Origin of the sequence: Butyrivibrio sp. (assembly GCF_017940685.1) — a bacterium.
Lineage (GTDB): Bacteria > Bacillota > Clostridia > Lachnospirales > Lachnospiraceae > Butyrivibrio.
Map to the genome: position 1 here is coordinate 1 of NZ_JAGAYD010000194.1, position 15,890 is coordinate 15,890.

General features: G+C 42.1%; 15 protein-coding genes and 1 pseudogene. 10 read left to right on the top strand and 6 right to left on the bottom strand.

What is annotated here, in order from left to right:
• Nucleotides 1-777: GGDEF domain-containing protein (locus tag J6I68_RS12190; protein WP_292220683.1), on the top strand; the 777-nt coding region annotated here is incomplete at its 5' end.
• 79 nt (nt 778-856) lie between these two features.
• Here J6I68_RS12190 and J6I68_RS12195 read toward each other — a convergent pair.
• Nucleotides 857-1,360, bottom strand: coding sequence for a hypothetical protein (locus J6I68_RS12195; RefSeq protein ID WP_292220685.1), 504 nt, complete (start codon nt 1,358-1,360; stop codon nt 857-859).
• On the bottom strand, nt 1,344-1,832 hold the full coding sequence (locus tag J6I68_RS12200) for a DUF3592 domain-containing protein (protein ID WP_292220686.1): 489 nt from the start codon (nt 1,830-1,832) through the stop codon (nt 1,344-1,346). Before J6I68_RS12200 ends, J6I68_RS12195 begins: the two co-directional genes overlap by 17 nt.
• Before the next feature lie 218 nt (nt 1,833-2,050).
• On the opposite strand from J6I68_RS12200, the gene J6I68_RS12205 reads away from it, so the two are divergent.
• Nucleotides 2,051-3,964, top strand: coding sequence for a subtype A tannase (locus J6I68_RS12205; RefSeq protein WP_292220687.1), 1,914 nt, complete (start codon nt 2,051-2,053; stop codon nt 3,962-3,964).
• A 257-nt stretch (nt 3,965-4,221) separates the two neighbouring features.
• Entirely contained in the window at nt 4,222-4,968 is a 747-nt protein-coding gene (locus tag J6I68_RS12210; protein WP_092059579.1) for a 5'-methylthioadenosine/adenosylhomocysteine nucleosidase, read from the top strand.
• 109 nt (nt 4,969-5,077) lie between these two features.
• Here J6I68_RS12210 and J6I68_RS12215 read toward each other — a convergent pair whose 3' ends face one another.
• Nucleotides 5,078-5,965: a DMT family transporter gene (locus J6I68_RS12215; protein WP_292220688.1), complete on the bottom strand. Its 888-nt coding sequence runs from the start codon at nt 5,963-5,965 to the stop codon at nt 5,078-5,080.
• Nucleotides 5,966-6,339: 374 nt separating this feature from the next.
• On the opposite strand from J6I68_RS12215, the gene J6I68_RS12220 reads away from it, so the two are divergent.
• The 3 genes from J6I68_RS12220 to J6I68_RS12230 all read left to right on the top strand — a co-directional run bounded on the left by J6I68_RS12220 (nt 6,340) and on the right by J6I68_RS12230 (nt 10,033).
• Nucleotides 6,340-7,236: a Fic family protein gene (locus J6I68_RS12220; RefSeq protein ID WP_292220689.1), complete on the top strand. Its 897-nt coding sequence runs from the start codon at nt 6,340-6,342 to the stop codon at nt 7,234-7,236.
• An 81-nt stretch (nt 7,237-7,317) separates the two neighbouring features.
• Nucleotides 7,318-7,683 carry a hypothetical protein gene (locus tag J6I68_RS12225; RefSeq protein ID WP_292220690.1) on the top strand — a complete coding sequence of 122 codons (366 nt, stop codon included), beginning with the start codon at nt 7,318-7,320 and terminating at the stop codon, nt 7,681-7,683.
• A 40-nt stretch (nt 7,684-7,723) separates the two neighbouring features.
• Complete coding sequence (locus J6I68_RS12230; protein WP_292220691.1) at nt 7,724-10,033, top strand: ATP-binding protein; 2,310 nt, start codon at nt 7,724-7,726, stop codon at nt 10,031-10,033.
• 202 nt (nt 10,034-10,235) lie between these two features.
• On the opposite strand, the pseudogene J6I68_RS12235 reads toward J6I68_RS12230, so the two are convergent.
• Nucleotides 10,236-10,412, bottom strand: a pseudogene (locus J6I68_RS12235) (IS1634 family transposase); the annotation flags it as partial.
• Between the two features lie 185 nt (nt 10,413-10,597).
• Between J6I68_RS12235 and J6I68_RS12240 the strand changes: the two are divergent.
• The 3 genes from J6I68_RS12240 to J6I68_RS12250 are packed head-to-tail and all read left to right on the top strand — an operon-like array spanning nt 10,598 to nt 14,100.
• On the top strand, nt 10,598-11,698 hold the full coding sequence (locus J6I68_RS12240) for a tyrosine-type recombinase/integrase (protein ID WP_292220693.1): 1,101 nt from the start codon (nt 10,598-10,600) through the stop codon (nt 11,696-11,698).
• Entirely contained in the window at nt 11,688-13,727 is a 2,040-nt protein-coding gene (locus J6I68_RS12245) for a tyrosine-type recombinase/integrase (RefSeq protein ID WP_292220694.1), read from the top strand. Before J6I68_RS12240 ends, J6I68_RS12245 begins: the two co-directional genes overlap by 11 nt.
• Before the next feature lies 1 nt (nt 13,728).
• Nucleotides 13,729-14,100: a DUF6262 family protein gene (locus J6I68_RS12250; protein WP_292220696.1), complete on the top strand. Its 372-nt coding sequence runs from the start codon at nt 13,729-13,731 to the stop codon at nt 14,098-14,100.
• A gap of 42 nt (nt 14,101-14,142) precedes the next feature.
• Here J6I68_RS12250 and J6I68_RS12255 read toward each other — a convergent pair whose 3' ends face one another.
• Nucleotides 14,143-14,475, bottom strand: a complete 333-nt coding sequence (locus tag J6I68_RS12255; protein WP_292220698.1) for a type II toxin-antitoxin system RelE/ParE family toxin — start codon at nt 14,473-14,475, stop codon at nt 14,143-14,145.
• On the bottom strand, nt 14,472-14,786 hold the full coding sequence (locus tag J6I68_RS12260; RefSeq protein ID WP_292220699.1) for a type II toxin-antitoxin system RelB/DinJ family antitoxin: 315 nt from the start codon (nt 14,784-14,786) through the stop codon (nt 14,472-14,474). Before J6I68_RS12260 ends, J6I68_RS12255 begins: the two co-directional genes overlap by 4 nt.
• Before the next feature lie 340 nt (nt 14,787-15,126).
• On the opposite strand from J6I68_RS12260, the gene J6I68_RS12265 reads away from it, so the two are divergent.
• Nucleotides 15,127-15,890, top strand: a 764-nt coding sequence (locus J6I68_RS12265) for a hypothetical protein (RefSeq protein WP_292220701.1), incomplete at its 3' end; no start/stop codon positions are given.

The following is a 15,890-nucleotide window of genomic DNA, read 5'->3' on the forward strand; positions in this document are numbered from 1 at the left end:
GAAAAGATCTATCCCTACGATGTTCTGTACAAGCAGTACGTAAAGGACCGTGTGTACTCAGAGGACCAGGAGTGGATGTATGATGCCATCTCTCTGACCACTATCAACAAAAAGCTTGCAGAAAATTCGGAATATGTATCCAGTTACCGTGTAATGGATAAAGGCGAGGTACACTATTATCAGTTTACCTATATCCTTATAAACGCCAATATTCCTAACAGCGATATGCTGGCTGGTTTTAAGAACGTAGACGACATCGTAGAATCAGCAAAAGAGCGCCAGAATCTTGAGATCCTGGCCAGCACCGATATCATGACTGGCATTTTAAATCGCGGCAGCGGCGAGCGAAGAGTGATTGACGCCATGGCAAATGACAGAACAGGAATGCTCTGCATCATGGATGTTGATAAATTTAAAGATATCAATGATGACCTGGGTCACAGCGTCGGTGATAAGGTACTTCGTGGCATTGCGGATGTATTAAAGCTTACCTTCAGGGATGAGGATATCATTTTCCGTTTAGGCGGCGATGAGTATGCTGTATATGTCATGAATCTTGATAATGAAGAGGGCGGAAGAGCAGTAATGGACCGCGTCTTTAAGGAAATCGCAGGGATGGATATTCCTGAGATTGAAGGCAAATCTATCTGTGTCAGCGCAGGTGCTGTGTTCTACAAAGAAGGAGAAAAGCGTTCCTTTGAAGATCTCTATAAACTGGCAGATAGCGGCGTTTATGAGAGCAAAAAGATTAATGGAAGTGCATTAACTTTCAAGTAAGATGAGTTTATAAATTTAGTATTGAGAATTAAAAGCTTCCCTCCCGGTCTGGCACTGCAGTCCGGGAGGGAGTAGCTCATCAGCTGAGGAAACCCTGCTCTGTTCTTGCTGATGCAAAGGCAACCAAGAATGCCAGATCAAGGTCCTTGTCATCTTCTACTGTCACATCAAGGAAATTATTTACTGTGATGGGACTCTTACCGCCGGGAGATGATGTTGTGATCACAGCCATGGGCTGGCCCTTTAAGGTCACGTTGTAGGTCAGACCGAACTTATCCTTACTCATATGTGAATCGATCCTTATACCCAGCTCGTGAAGATAGTCCCAGATGTTTTCTCCGTTGAGCTTAAACCAGGATTTCGTATTAAGCCCCCCATCATCCATCTGAACAGTTGTAGTCTTTGACACTTTGTGGGATTCAGTTCTGTTTGTCAGGTGATTGATAAAGTCAAAATCGTAGGCTCCGATCAGGGGTTGAGTCAGCATCTTTGCCTCATAAACCATGTTCCCGTCCTGATCTTTCATGAAATAACCTGCCTTTAAAAACTTCCGCTCCTGCTCGAATTTATAAGTTTTGGCCATTACTCCATTCCTCCTCTTGTTCTTTTAATCTTCTGTTCTTTTTATAATTTCTTATAATGCTGATGATGCCACCGATAATTGACACAACTCCTGCAGCGATTATCAGATACGGAAACCACGCTGCTGTATGTGTTCCTATCTTGGAAGGGTCTGAAGGATCATAGTCTATCTTGATGGTATCTCCGACCTTCTTCATTGGCCCATTTTCATAAACTGTTTCGTACTCTACCCCGTCCACGGTGTACCTGATATTGAGCCTGTAGGTATCAGTATCAGCGTTGTCCTCCGGATCTGCCTCATGCTGAAGTTCCGCCCCCGTCACCTCTGCATCGATCTCGGGATAGTCCAGCCTCGAATTATTGACTATCAGGCAGAGGATTCCAACAGCAAGCACTATCATCCCCCAAAAAATAAAGGAGCCACCGTAGCTGTAGTCCCGTTCAAATTTAGCAATACGGCCTAAACTGATCATATTTTTACCTCCGGGTTTTTATATGGATATAGCGTAATGATAAACATATCTGTACGTTTTATTATATATTATTATGTAAAAGAGGTTTGCGATTTCGGGATATTTTCAGAAAAATTTAATGAAAAAAGCTGCCCCCAATTTAAACGGCATAAGCCGTTTTTTGATTTTTAGTTAATTTTTAGCTTTGAATTGTATAGTAAACTCAGGAGGTGTGATCAATGGTCAGAAGACAAATAATATTGGCATTAGTTTTAGGCACTACTTTAGCACTAACTGCATGTGGGAGCAGTGCATCAACAGAAGCAGTAATAAGCAGTACGCAGGATAGCATTACAGTATCTACGAGTACAGATGCCGTGGATGAAAATACGGAAGATGAAGCTGAAAAAGCAGAGATGTCTTCAGAAATAGTAACAAACCTTTCAAAGATAGATAATACACAATGGCAGTATAACGAAGAGGATAATGTATATTATCAACTGGGAATTCAGTACTGTGAAAACCCGGCTGATACAAATTATGAAGAATTGGCAGTAATTGTCCCTGCTGCGTATATGGATGCGACTGATAACGGAGATGGAACATATACGTGTACACTTAATACTACAGCGGAGATTAACGGCTATACTGCCGAGACAGCTCCGATAGTCTTTCCGGTAAATACCCCCGGATATGCAGCACAATCCCCAATGACGGAATACAGCAGTGTATCTGAATATACCGATGCCGGGTTTATATATGTACATGCAGGATGTCGTGGAAGAGATGCAGGAGCCCCGGCCGGAGTAACCGATTTAAAGGCCGCAATTCGCTATATCAGATATAATGATGGAAATATCGCCGGAGATATGGACAGCATCTTTACATTTGGGATGTCAGGTGGCGGAGCACAGTCAGCTCTTTTAGGTGTTACAGGTGACTCAGAGCTTTATAACGACTATCTTGAGGCCATAGGCGCTGTGATGGGAGTCAGTGATGCGGTCCTTGGTTCGCAGGGATGGTGTCCAATTACCTCTTTGGATTCAGCAGATGAGGCATACGAGTGGATGATGGGAACAACAAGAACAGGCCTGTCAGATGAAGAACAGAGCATTTCTGATGGACTTACAGCAGCTTATGCCGAATACATAAACAGTCTGGGGCTTACTGATTCAGAAGGAAATGTGCTGACTCTGGAATCAGGAGAGGATGGCAGATATCAGTCAGGAAGCTATTATGACTATATGGTTAGTGTAATAGAGGAATCTCTCAACAACTTCCTTGCAGATACTTCTTTCCCTTATGACGCAGATGCTTCAAGTCAGGGACATCAGGCCGGGATGGGCCCGGGTGGTCAGGGCGGCTTTGGTGGAGGACCGGGAGGAAACAAAGAAGGTTTTGAAGGTCAAAAGCCGGATGGAGCACCAGACCAGGCAGAAGGTGGCGAGATCTCTGAAAAAGATGATACAAAGACAGGTGAAGTTGACTTTACTGCAATAGATGATATTGCCAGAACTGAAAACAATTCAGGAGTGTCTATTTCCGGTACATATGAAACTGCTCAGGATTATATCGATGCACTTAACGCGAACGGGACCTGGGTGATATATGATGCATCCACTAACACTGCAAAGATTACAAGCATTTCAGATTTTGCAGAAGCTGTGAAAACAGCATCCAAGGGAATAGCTGCTTTTGATCAGCTGGATGAGTCTCAGGGAGAGAATATTCTTTTCGGCTATGGAGATGGTCAGGGTGCACACTTTGATTCTATGCTTGCTGAAGTGTTAAGCGAACTTGGTTCAGATTATGCATCGGATTTTGTAGAAGATCTTAGTACAGAGGATGCTGTCGGGCATACTGTAGAATACAGGCTCAACATGTATTCTCCGCTATATTACCTTCTCTCTGGTTCGGAAGGGTATCAGTCTTCAAACGTGGCCAAGTACTTCCGCATCAACACAGGACTTTGGCAGAGTGACACAGCAGTTAATACAGAAGCGAACCTAGTACTTGCCCTGCAGAATTACGGATCAAATGTTGATTACAGTTTTGTTTGGGGACAGGAACATACTATGGCAGAAAGAAGCGGTGACTCGACAACTAACTTCATCGACTGGGTAAATGAGTGCGTCAAAGCAGAAGCGCAGTAGAACGAGCAATAGTTATGAACAAAATGAAAGAGCTCTAAGACAGATGTTTTAGAGCTCTTTTTCATTGATTAAAAAAGGGACTCTGGAGATAGGCTTATCTACTGGGTTTATTGAAGTATGTAATCTTGAATTTTAAATTCAAGAATATATAGTAAAATAGAAGAGGGGGCTGTCCCACCTGCCTGCCCATGATATTGGAAACGAGGTGATTAAATTTGAGAAAAAGAAGTATTACTCTGATGTCTGTAGTAATTGCAATGGTACTTGGCTGCATACTCATAGGATGTGGGGAAAAGGCTAAGTCATCGGTAAAAACCGGAATAATCGGAGCTATGGATGAGGAAGTGGATACCCTTAAGCAGGAGCTGAAAAACGTAAAGGTAACAGATATTGGCAGGATGGAGTTCTATGAAGGAAATCTTGACGGTGAGGATGTAGTTATCGTTAAGTGCGGAATCGGTAAGGTTAATGCGGGGGCTTGCGCGCAGGTTCTTATTACGAGTTTTGGTGTGGACAGGATTATTAATACCGGTGTGGCAGGCTCACTTGATGCTTCGATAGATATTGGAGATTTTGTGGTATCAACCGATGCGGTGCAGCACGACTTTGACCTGACTGCCATAGGGAATCAAAAGGGAGAGCTTGATGGGATAGGCTCTGTTTCTTTGCCGGCAGATGAGACCATGATGGCAAATGCCGTCAGCGCTATTAGAGAATGTGCACCGGAAGTTAATGTTTTTGAGGGCAGAGTCTGCACGGGAGATCAGTTCATCTCATCAGATGAGCAAAAAAGGAATATAACATCTGAGTTTGGAGGACTGTGCTGTGAGATGGAAGGCGGAGCAATAGCTCAGATCTGCTACCAGAACAATGTACCCTTTGTTATCATCAGAGCCATTTCAGATAAGGCGGACGGCTCTGCCACAGTGGATTATCCAACCTTTGAAAAAGAAGCAGCGGCAAGATGCGCATCCATCGTGCATTACATGGTTACAAACAAGTAATAACAAGCTGGATAAGATGACTGGTTGAAACACCAGTTATACTTATCCAGCTTTTTTCGATGGGAAAGGAAATATGACTTGTGATTTTATCCTGAGCCTGCCGTTGTTTTTATTTGCTGATTGTAATCAGCCATAGCATAATAAAGATCATTGCAAAACCCAGTGCATCAAATGCCGTAAAAGAACTTCCGAGGACCAAAGTAGAAATGACTGCTGCGGTCAGAGGCTCAGCAAAACTATAGAGAATTGCCTTGGATGGTCCGATAAGTTTTACACCGCTGATATATAGAGTAAAGGCGCAGAGGTTGCCAACTACAATAACGAATATAATGCCTAATATTCCATAGAGATTTGGAATATAGTGGATTGTCCAGGTTCTGAAAATGATACCTATGCATATACCTCCAAGCAGGAAAGACCAGCCCTGAGCAACTATGACAGGAATGTCGTTCGTGAGTTTAGGAGCAAGCACATTATAAATCATAACGCAAACAGCGCTTAAGACACCTGTAATTAGTGCAAGTGACGGCACTGTCATTGTAGTAATGTTGCCATGGCTTGTAAGGAAGAAAACGCCTAGTAGAGCCATTATGATTGACAATATTTCCAAAAACTTGGGAAATCTCTTGGTTGTTATACATGTATATCCCAGGATGAATATTGGAGCCAAATCTTGCATGATTGTTCCAACAGCTGCAGAGGACAGTTCTATTGTGAGAAAGTACAGGAACTGACATGCTGACACACCTGCCAGTCCATAGATGAGCATAGTTATTGCCTTTTCTTTGCTTTTCCATGGTAAAAAAACAGAGTCTGGATATTTGATAAGTGAGTACAGTAGAATTAGCACTCCGGAAAGTCCCAACCTGATAGGCACAAGCCATCTGCTGTCCATCATTTGAACGTCAAAAAGATACTGCCCAACTGAGCCAGAAAGACCCCAGCAGGCAGCACCTATAGTTGTTAATAAGATTCCTTTAATTTTATTTTTATCCATCAGATCACATATCCCTTGTTGATTTATCTTAATCTCTGTATAATCTATCTGTTTCTATTATGAAAGAACACTCAAGATATAATAAGTCTTCATAACAATATTGTAAATCTCAATGTAGTTAGGATAGTAGGAAATGCGATAAATAACAAATAATAAGGATGATCATGCACGTATGAGAGGTCAAACACCTACGTATATAATTTAAGTTATGTATGACAGCGAGAATGTCCAGGTGCATACAGGATGCAGCTCACACGAAAAATGGGATGTTCGGCAAAATATAACACAATTATTACTGTTATAAATTGATTATATTTTACCGATGGCATATAATATACCTATAAAACTACTTAAAAGTCACAGTGAGGTCGATCATGGTATATATGGATGTGAACACAGCTGCAAGTAAATGGAATCTTTCCGAGCGCAGCGTAAGGAATTATTGTAATGAAGGCAGAATCCCCGGTGCTGTTATGAAGGCAGGATCATGGGCTATTCCTACAGATGCCATGAAACCTGCTCGTAAACAGAGAGCTGGCAAGATCCCGACAGATCTTTTAACAAGACTCCGCATGGAAAAAGAGTCAGGAATAACCGGAGGAATCTATCATAAGGTTCAGATCGAACTTACTTATAATTCTAACCATATTGAGGGAAGCCGTCTGACACATGATGAGACCCGATACATATTTGAGACAAATACCATCGGGATCAAGGATGAATCTGTTAATGTAGATGACATTGTTGAGACTGTAAACCATTTCAGATGCATTGATCTAGTGATTGATCAGGCAAACTATGCACTTAGTGAGACCTTCATTAAGCAGCTTCATCTACTTCTTAAGTCCGGAACCTCTGACAGCCGAAAGCCCTGGTTTGCTGTTGGCGATTATAAAAGACTTGCTAATGAGGTCGGTGGGATCGAAACAACAGCACCAGGTGAAGTTGCTGCTGCAATAAAAGCTCTTTTAAAGGAATATAACAAGAGCAAAAATAAAAAGCTTGAGGACATAATCGATTTTCACTGCAGATTCGAGAAAATACATCCATTCCAGGATGGAAATGGCCGTGTGGGAAGACTCATTATGTTTAAGGAGTGTTTAAGGAACGGTATAACTCCATTTATCATTGAAGATGATATTAAAGAGTTCTATTACAGAGGTCTTAAGGAGTGGAAGCGTGAAAAAGAATATCTGACAGACACAGTGCTTTCCTGTCAGGACAGATTTAAAAAATATATGGAATATTATGGCCTGGAGTATGGGGACTGAGGAAGTGTTTATTAAATATAGGACATATAATAACGAATTATTATATTATATAAGTAAGCATGATTTTTAAAAGTTATTGATGTGAGAGGTTTTACTTACAAGTACGGCATAGTTGAAGTCTATGTACAGGATATCAAACCGGTTTCTACAAGTATTCCCGCAGCCATTAAAGGCGGAAAGACCGGGTCACTTATGCAGAGCGGGAACATTTCAATGCTCTATAAAGAGAGCGGTGTAGGGATGGCGTCATTTTCTCTTTCGGACGGAAAGGGACATATGCTGTCATACATTCAGAAGGGCATTGTAAATAACGGGGCAGCTTATTTCCAGCTTTCGTCAGGTGTTGATTACGGCAAGCCTGCCATTTCGGAGTCGGACAAAGCAGTGATGACTGCTAACGGATATGCAGGTGTCTACGTTAACGGTAAATACATTGACTGGCCTTGATGACCAGTCTGACAGGTAAATGTTAATGAGCGATGACTTCATGAGAATACTTATATTTGTTCTTATATGTCTTGGCAGCGCACTTATGGTGCTGAATATTGTCCAGTACCATAGATTTCTTTTGCATGTCAAAAAGATGGAGAGTCTTGGAGAAACCCGAAAAGCTGCGGTAATTCCACTTGCCTTGCTCATAGGGTTTCTGGCAGGGTATCTTTTTGTGGGCTTTTTTGGGAAGCCTGATATCATTGTTGCGCTGATACTCTTCGGCGGCAGTATCTATGTCTCAATGGTACTGTTTTTTCTGTACAGGATAGTGGGTAAACTTGAACAGAACGAGATACGTCTCAACATGCTGTACAGCGAACTGAGGAATGACCTTGAGGATCTTACCAAGAACTCACTGTCTGTCTTTCGTGTCAATCTGACCAGGGACGTTATCGAAGAGAAGGGCGGAACAGAGCTGTACGAGAGTGACAGGACTGCTATGAGCTATTCTGAACTTCTCAGAAAGCGCAAAGACTATCTTTTCATAGAAAGGGATAAAAACTCAGAGAATCTCTTTACCAGGGAGGGCCTGCTGGAGTATTTTCACCAGGGGCACACGGCAGCCGAGGAAATAGTATTCTGTAAAAGCAACAAGGGACAGTCGCGTTTTGTCAAGCTCAGGGCCACACTTGCCCTGCAGCCGGTTACGGGAGATGTAGTGGCGTTCATAACAGAGAGCCTTTACAACGATGAGATGGTTGATAAGGCGCTGATGGACAAAGCCCTTGCGGGACAGTACGACATGATCGCTTACCTTGTGAATGGCCGATATGGTGTTGTTATCAGCAATCCTGTTTCTGATAGGCAAGGTAATATAGCTTTTGCCGGAAGAGAAGGAGTATACAGGGATTACCTGGATAACCAGATCGCTCCCGTAATATGCGGTACTTCTGATGAAAAAGAAAGGCTCCTTGAGGAGATCAGTGAAGAGACTATAGAAAAGCGCCTTGCGGAAAGCGATCACTATGAAGTTAACTTTGCAACAAAGACAGATGGTGAGGTATACCATAAGCGATTTGTATTTTACACAGTTGATCCAAGAGCACATTTCTATCTTCTTCTAAAATCTGATACCACGGACGCAAGGAAAGAAGAAGCAGAAAGAAGCAGGAGGCTTCAGGAAGCTCTTGAGGAAGCAAAGCGTGCCAGCAGTGCCAAGACAACTTTTTTGTCAAATATGTCCCATGATATAAGGACGCCAATGAACGCCATAATCGGGTATATAAACCTGGCAAAGCAGGATGATGCAGGACCTTCGCAGGTAAAGGAGTACCTTGATAAGATAGATTCATCAAGTCAGTTTCTTCTGGCACTCATAAACGATATTCTTGAGATGAGCAGGATTGAGAGCGGCAAGGTAGAGCTTGAGCCTGTTGTTGTTAATCTCAGGAAGACACTCTCTGAGATACGCGATATGTTCTCATCCCAGATGAGTGAGAAACATATAGAGTTTATCGTATCCTGCTCTGGGATAAGAAATCCTGTAGTTATGTGCGACGAGAACAGGCTTAACCGCGTGCTCCTGAACCTCCTTTCAAATGCCTATAAGTTTACCCCACGTGAGGGAAAGGTGTTTGTGACCATCAATCAGCTTGAAGATCGTAAGGCGGGATTCGGAGAGTATGAACTCTCTGTCAGGGACACCGGAATCGGCATGAAAAAAGAGTTTGCAGAGCATGTCTTTGATGCCTTTGAGAGGGAGCGTACCAGCACAGTCAGCGGAATTCAGGGTACCGGACTTGGAATGGCCATCACCAAGAACATAGTTGAGCTCATGGGAGGCAGTATATCTGTTGATACGCAGCCCGGTATAGGAACCGAGTTCACAGTGCGCCTGTCACTTCCGGTATGTGACGATGCTGATGCCCTTGCAGAAGCTGAAAAAAACACATTTGAAAAGAAAACGGAAGTTGACTTCTCATCAAAACATGTACTTCTTGTTGAGGATATAAGGGTTAACCGTGAGATCGCATCTGCGATACTTCGCAGGATGGGCTTTACTCTTGACACCGCTGAAAACGGAAAAGAAGCAGTGGAAAAAGTTGAGACTTCGCGTCCCGGAGACTATGACCTTGTCCTGATGGACATCCAGATGCCTGAGATGGATGGCTATGAGGCTGCGAGGAGAATCAGAAGTCTTGAAAACACCGGGCTTTCATCGATACCTATAATTGCCATGACAGCCAACGCTTTCAGTGAAGATGTTCTGAAAGCTGAAAAGGCAGGTATGAATGGGCATATTTCCAAGCCCCTTGACATTGAGCAGATGAAGAAGACCTTGTCGGATGTACTGAATCAAGTGTAATATTCCTGTTTTTGACAGCGTTTTGAAAGAAAAAGTCCCGTAGCCCGCTCTGTAAGCGGATTACAGGACTTTTATATATTTCACAGATGCACGTTACGCGTTCAAGTTGGTGGGCTTTATGCATGAATGGAAGCTCGACCTCCGCAGTGCTACGGCTGGCCCTTTATTCAGAGGCAGGAGCCTAGGCTCCTGGCTTCCTTTTTCATTTCTTTGTATTGGAGATGATGTTACGCATTTTTGCTACTGGGACTATCTGCTTGGAAGTGCAGAATCCGAATGCCTCATGAAGATCATCGGTAAGAGATGTCCTTGTATATGTAGGTTGGTAGCCTTTGCCTTCATATTTCATGAAGTCCATTTCCTGTAACGTCGGAATTATCAGGCGTTAGACGGGCAGCACACTCCTCATACGCGCAAACTATTCGCAAAACCTAAGTTATATATACTTTCACATAACCGTACAGAACATACAGAAAAGTATGTGATGTACGGCTTTTTTATGCCGTTATCATAGATAATTATACCTAATTAAGAACGTTCAAATCGAACAGAAAGGCGGCTAATGTGAAAGTACAAAAAATCTGCATAGGCGAAAACGCCTATAACTACATCCTTATTGATGATGACTTTACTCCGGTTGATCAGGTGACGAAGTACATGAAATATCTGACTAACATCGGTAAGTCACTGGAAACCAGGCACACATACTGCACAGGACTCAAGTTTTTCTATGAATACCTCTCGGATATTGGTAAACAAGTAGAAGATATAAGTATTTATCTTCTCAGTAATTATGTAAGGTGGCTGAGATATGGAGGGATGAAAGAGACCGGGATGCCAATCAGATCTGAGCGTACCGTGAATATTTATATGACCATTGCCATTGGATATCTCCGAAACCTCAGTCTTCTGGGTGTGGTTGGTGATGCCGCTACCACCAGTGTTTTTGAAGAGGTGGATGGCAGATACAAACATTTTAAAGATTTTCTTTACAACGTATCCCAAAACAAAGCATTCTCTCGAAATCGACTCAAATTAAAGGTGCCAAAAGGAAAAAAACATCCCCTCGAAAAAGCGCAGATCAGTAAATTAGTAGACAGTACAACAAACGTAAGAGACAGATTCCTACTAATGCTGCTATTGAATACCGGACTTAGGATTGGAGAAACTCTTGGGCTTCACCATGAAGACATACTCCAAGCCGGAGATGCTTTCAAATTGGTGGTGAGGTATAGGGATGACAATCCCAATCAAGTATATGCCAAAACCGGATACCGTGAGGTTTTTATTACAAGAGAGATCATTGATATCTATGATGACTACTGTTTTTTTATTGAATACACGATTGGCCACGTAGCTGATCAGGTATTTGTAAAAATACATGGGACTAATAAAGGTATGCCCCTTGATAAGACTGACGTTTACTCCCTCTTTAAAAGGCTCAAGGCAAAAACGGGAATTGATGTCTATCCTCACCTATTCAGAAGCACATATGCCACAACCGCCTATGCTTCAACGCATAACATTGAATTTGTTCGTGATACTCTGGGCCACAAAAGCGTACAGACAACTATAGATTCGTATGTCTTTCCGTCTCAGGAACAGAGGCTTGAAGAGTGGAAACAGGCACAGAAAAAGATGGAGGATGCAGAAGATGGAAAATAGTTTTAGTAATGTTGATAAGAATAGCCTCTACTGTAAGTATATTGAAGAAATAATGCAGGGGAAGCACACAATTAAACCAGGAGAGGATCTGCTTAATAATGACAACTGGACATACAAAGCGTTAGGAGAACAGGGCAACTCCTGCTTTTTGGATAATTCCGTCTATCGTTTTTATATGACTAATCCACTTATGAAGACTGAGTTCAAATTCTATGTAATCTACATGATAGCTACAGAAGTCTGGCACCCGTATTCTGTAGCCAGTGCGTACCGACGTCATATGAATCTTTGGACACAGTTTATAAATAATAACTATGCTGAAAAACAATCTGTTCTGGATATAGACGAATATAAACTTATCACTGCCTGGCACTCACATCTTAAAACCAATTATCCGTCTTTGGTGTACCGGGAAAATTTTATCCCGGATAAGCGTGGATATATGTATCATAGCCCTGCTTATAATTTCCCTGAAAAGATGATCAGTTCACTTAAGGAGTGGCTTGCGTCCGAATCAGGAAGCGACTGGGAGTGTGATATATGGAATATCAGGAACCTTTCTAAATTTGGCATCCGTTATGTCAAGTCCACAGATCATGTAAGGATTGATTTTGGATATATGTGTTTCCAGTCATTTAAGCCTCTTCTCAAGCGATACTTGAAAGAAAACCTGTTGAGTGGGATTAATTTCACTTGGGGAACTGCCACCGCATATTTCTATGTAATAAACCAGTTTATCGATTTCTATAACAGCCGACATCCCGATGTAAAAAATTTTAATGATCTTAACCGTGAAGACTTTATCGGATACTTTGAGATGATGTCTTCAAAAGAAGATGTCAAAAATTATTCGCGCTATTTAAGATACAATGCCAGGATTCTGAAGTCCTTTTTTACGTATATCCAGATAGAGGAGTACCCAGAAGCCCCCAGCATACGAATAGAAAAGCTTTTAAAAAACCAGGATTTACCTCATCATAGCTGGGGAAACGACTTTGATGAAGAAAAATGCGTTCCGGAATATGTCTTGGCCCAATTAGAAAAAAATGTAGACAGGCTTCCCGATGATTCGAGGCTTGCGGTCCTTATAATGCTGAACACGGGACTTAGGATATCAGATACCCTGGAGTTAAGATACGAATCCCTGACACAGCATGAAAACAACTATTGGATAGAGCTTCCCATAATTAAATCCAATATCAAGCATATACAGCTCCCTGTAACTGATCAGCTGGCAGATGCCATAAAAGAACGCATAGGATATGTCATCCGTCGATATGGTGAACGGTATAACCCTGATCATTATCTTTTTGTCAGCCCACGGAGGACCAATGGTACTCCCATATGTTCAAAAAAGATCCTGCTGGATCTTAATAAACTGGCACAAACCGCTGATATCAAGGATAAAGACGGCAAACGCTATCATTTTATGAATAAAGGATTTCGCCATTCTTTTGCTGTAACATGCCTCAACAATGGTATGGACATTATTACCCTGCAGGATTTTCTCGGACATGCATCTCCTGAGGTAACTCAGGTGTACGCAAAACTTCTGGACACGACCAAGAAAGAAGCTTTTAAAGCGGTTATGGGTGCAAGTATCTTCAGCTTTGGGAAAAATGATGCTATGAAAAAAGAAGATCTGAGTGATGTAGATCCAGAAAAAATAGAGCGTTTCTGGCTTACATTTAAGGTCAATGCCATAGATACACCTTATGGCACATGCTTGCAGCGGACGGAAGGAAAGTGTAGTTTTTCCGTTCAGCCACCATGCCTTACATGCCGAGGTGGTGAACCGTGCAAAGACCTGTGTATTGGTGCCGCTTCGATGGATGTTGCTAAGTATGACATCCTGATCAAATCCACTCAAAACATGATAGCGCTGGCGAAAGCCAATGATAAGCAGGAAATGGTTGAAGAGAATCTTAAGCTATTAAACAGATATAAAGGTATAAAAGACAAGCTTGATGCTGGTGCCATCATATATGGCAGACCGGAACGTATCGCAGATATGAAGGAGGAGAACTGATATGGATAGACAAAAAATGATCAATGATCTGGCTATAAAAAAGCATACAGCCACACATGATAAGTACCAGAAAGCCATAGAATATCTTAAGATGCACGGGAAATCCATCAATTTCAACAGTGTGTCACAGATAAGTGGGTTATCTAAGACTACCCTTTATAATAATATCGATATTCGAAAACAGATTGAATCATATCGTGATGACGGTCAATCCACAGCCGCAAACGCCAAGGGAAAAGTTGCTCTTTCTGAAGCAAACAGTAAGGCAATTATTGAAAGCCTTAAGCGTAAGGTTGTTGCACTTCAAGAAGAGAACAAAGAACTGAAACGGCAGCTTGAAGTTGCTTACAGCGATTATTACAACAGCAGATAGGATAACACTAGGAAAAGCAGCCATCGTGACGGCTGCTTTTCATCATTCTGTATCTATACCTTTTAGAAACTTTTTCTGATCCCGTTTTGCATAACATACACCGATCACCTGTACTGCAGCGTTCTCTACATCGATCCAGAAATAGACCAGGTAATTCTTTACCTTGATCTTTCTGACGCCTTCACTGTGCCAGGGCTCTTGCTCAACAAGGAACTGCCTTTCGGGATTCTGTGAGATTGTTTCAAATACCTCATCCAGATCATCCACCATGGCCTGAGCTGCATCTGGGGCATGAAGCGTTACTGCAATATAGTAAGCAATATCTCTTATCTGTTCCTGTGCCTGAGTGGTGACTCTTACTTCATAAACATTCATTTAGTCCACTCCTTAATGCTGTTTCTGACATCGGAGAGAACATCTTTTGCCAGACGGCTCTCATTTGCTTTAGCCTGGGAGAGCCCTTTGGCCATCATGGAATCAAATTCATCCCTGCTCATCTCATCCACTGCGACAGGCGCCTGACGGAGCGTCAGAGAAAAGGGTATTCCCTTTGTCATTATGATCTGCTTGTAAAGCATGTTTATCACAACAGAAGCAGGAACACCAAGCTGATTGAGAATGTTTTCAGCCTCTTCCTTAACTTCCGGTTCAACTCTTGCAAGTACATTTGCTGTTTTTGTTGCCATAGTCATCACCTTCCTTTCAATTATATTCTAATGTATATCGATTAGATATACAATAGCTTTTTTGGATCCTTGGAATATATAACTGCTAGAGCGTGCCGGTATATCTGTAGGTGCTGATAATAAGCTGGAACTAGATGAGGATGCACTTAAAAAGGCTGATATCAGCACATTGAAGAGTATATTTACTGGATAGATGAATGAGTGGTTGTGGATTACCACTATTTAATAAAATTTTTATATTTTTTAAAGCGAAGCACTATCAGGGTTGACACTCTAAAATCCGATATAAAATGTGAAAGCTGTAACTATGCTCTTTTTTGACAACACAGGGAGGTGTTTCATGAAGATACAGCAGAACATGGATGTGCAGAATAGCTTTATTCAGGATCAGACCGGCGTAAATTCTGCGTCTAAATCACATACTAATAACAAAAACAGCACAACGATATCAGGTGCAAATCTCACAGGAGATAGCCTGATAGCTCAACGGCAGGGCCTTGCAAAAAAGCAGGCTCTTAAAGTCGTGTCCGATGCTTTTGGCGGAGAAAAGAAACTGGATGCCCAGATGCAGGGAATAAAGGATGAGATAAAGCGCCTGCAGGATGAGATCAATGAGAAGAGTGCTGATACAAGAGAAAATGATGCCAAGCTAAAAGAACTCCAGGAAGAATATGGTATTGATCCGGACAGCAAAGAGCACAAAGAATTGTCGGTGCTGGCTGCCAAGATGAGAAATCCAAATGTAGGAGTTTCTGATGAAGAAATGAGCAGGCTCTCCGAATATCAACAGAAGGCTCTTTACTATGTGACTACAAACCAACAGAACTCGCTTGACATAGATCATGCAAAAGCCATGCAGATGGCTAATGTTCAGGGTTATGCTGACATGAAATCAGAGCGTGCCAAGTCCCAGGATATGCTTAAAGCCCAGGATGCTGCTGAGGACATTATGGAAGCAGCAAATGGCGAGACGATAGCTCTTTTGACACAGGAAGCTGTAGAACATGTCGATGAAGAGCAGGAGGAGCGCGAAGAAGCTGCAAAAGAAGCTTCCGAAAAAAAGAAAGAAGAAAAGAAGGAAGAGGCCAAGAAGCTTGAGAAAGA

Coding starts and splice junctions, on each gene's coding strand:
- J6I68_RS12195 (WP_292220685.1), bottom strand. CDS start 1,360: ATGGCCAAAACTTATAAATTCGAGCAGGAGCGGAAGTTTTTAAAGGCA.
- J6I68_RS12200 (WP_292220686.1), bottom strand. CDS start 1,832: ATGATCAGTTTAGGCCGTATTGCTAAATTTGAACGGGACTACAGCTAC.
- J6I68_RS12205 (WP_292220687.1), top strand. CDS start 2,051: ATGGTCAGAAGACAAATAATATTGGCATTAGTTTTAGGCACTACTTTA.
- J6I68_RS12210 (WP_092059579.1), top strand. CDS start 4,222: ATGGTACTTGGCTGCATACTCATAGGATGTGGGGAAAAGGCTAAGTCA.
- J6I68_RS12215 (WP_292220688.1), bottom strand. CDS start 5,965: ATGGATAAAAATAAAATTAAAGGAATCTTATTAACAACTATAGGTGCT.
- J6I68_RS12220 (WP_292220689.1), top strand. CDS start 6,340: ATGGTATATATGGATGTGAACACAGCTGCAAGTAAATGGAATCTTTCC.
- J6I68_RS12230 (WP_292220691.1), top strand. CDS start 7,724: ATGAGAATACTTATATTTGTTCTTATATGTCTTGGCAGCGCACTTATG.
- J6I68_RS12245 (WP_292220694.1), top strand. CDS start 11,688: ATGGAAAATAGTTTTAGTAATGTTGATAAGAATAGCCTCTACTGTAAG.
- J6I68_RS12250 (WP_292220696.1), top strand. CDS start 13,729: ATGGATAGACAAAAAATGATCAATGATCTGGCTATAAAAAAGCATACA.
- J6I68_RS12255 (WP_292220698.1), bottom strand. CDS start 14,475: ATGAATGTTTATGAAGTAAGAGTCACCACTCAGGCACAGGAACAGATA.
- J6I68_RS12260 (WP_292220699.1), bottom strand. CDS start 14,786: ATGGCAACAAAAACAGCAAATGTACTTGCAAGAGTTGAACCGGAAGTT.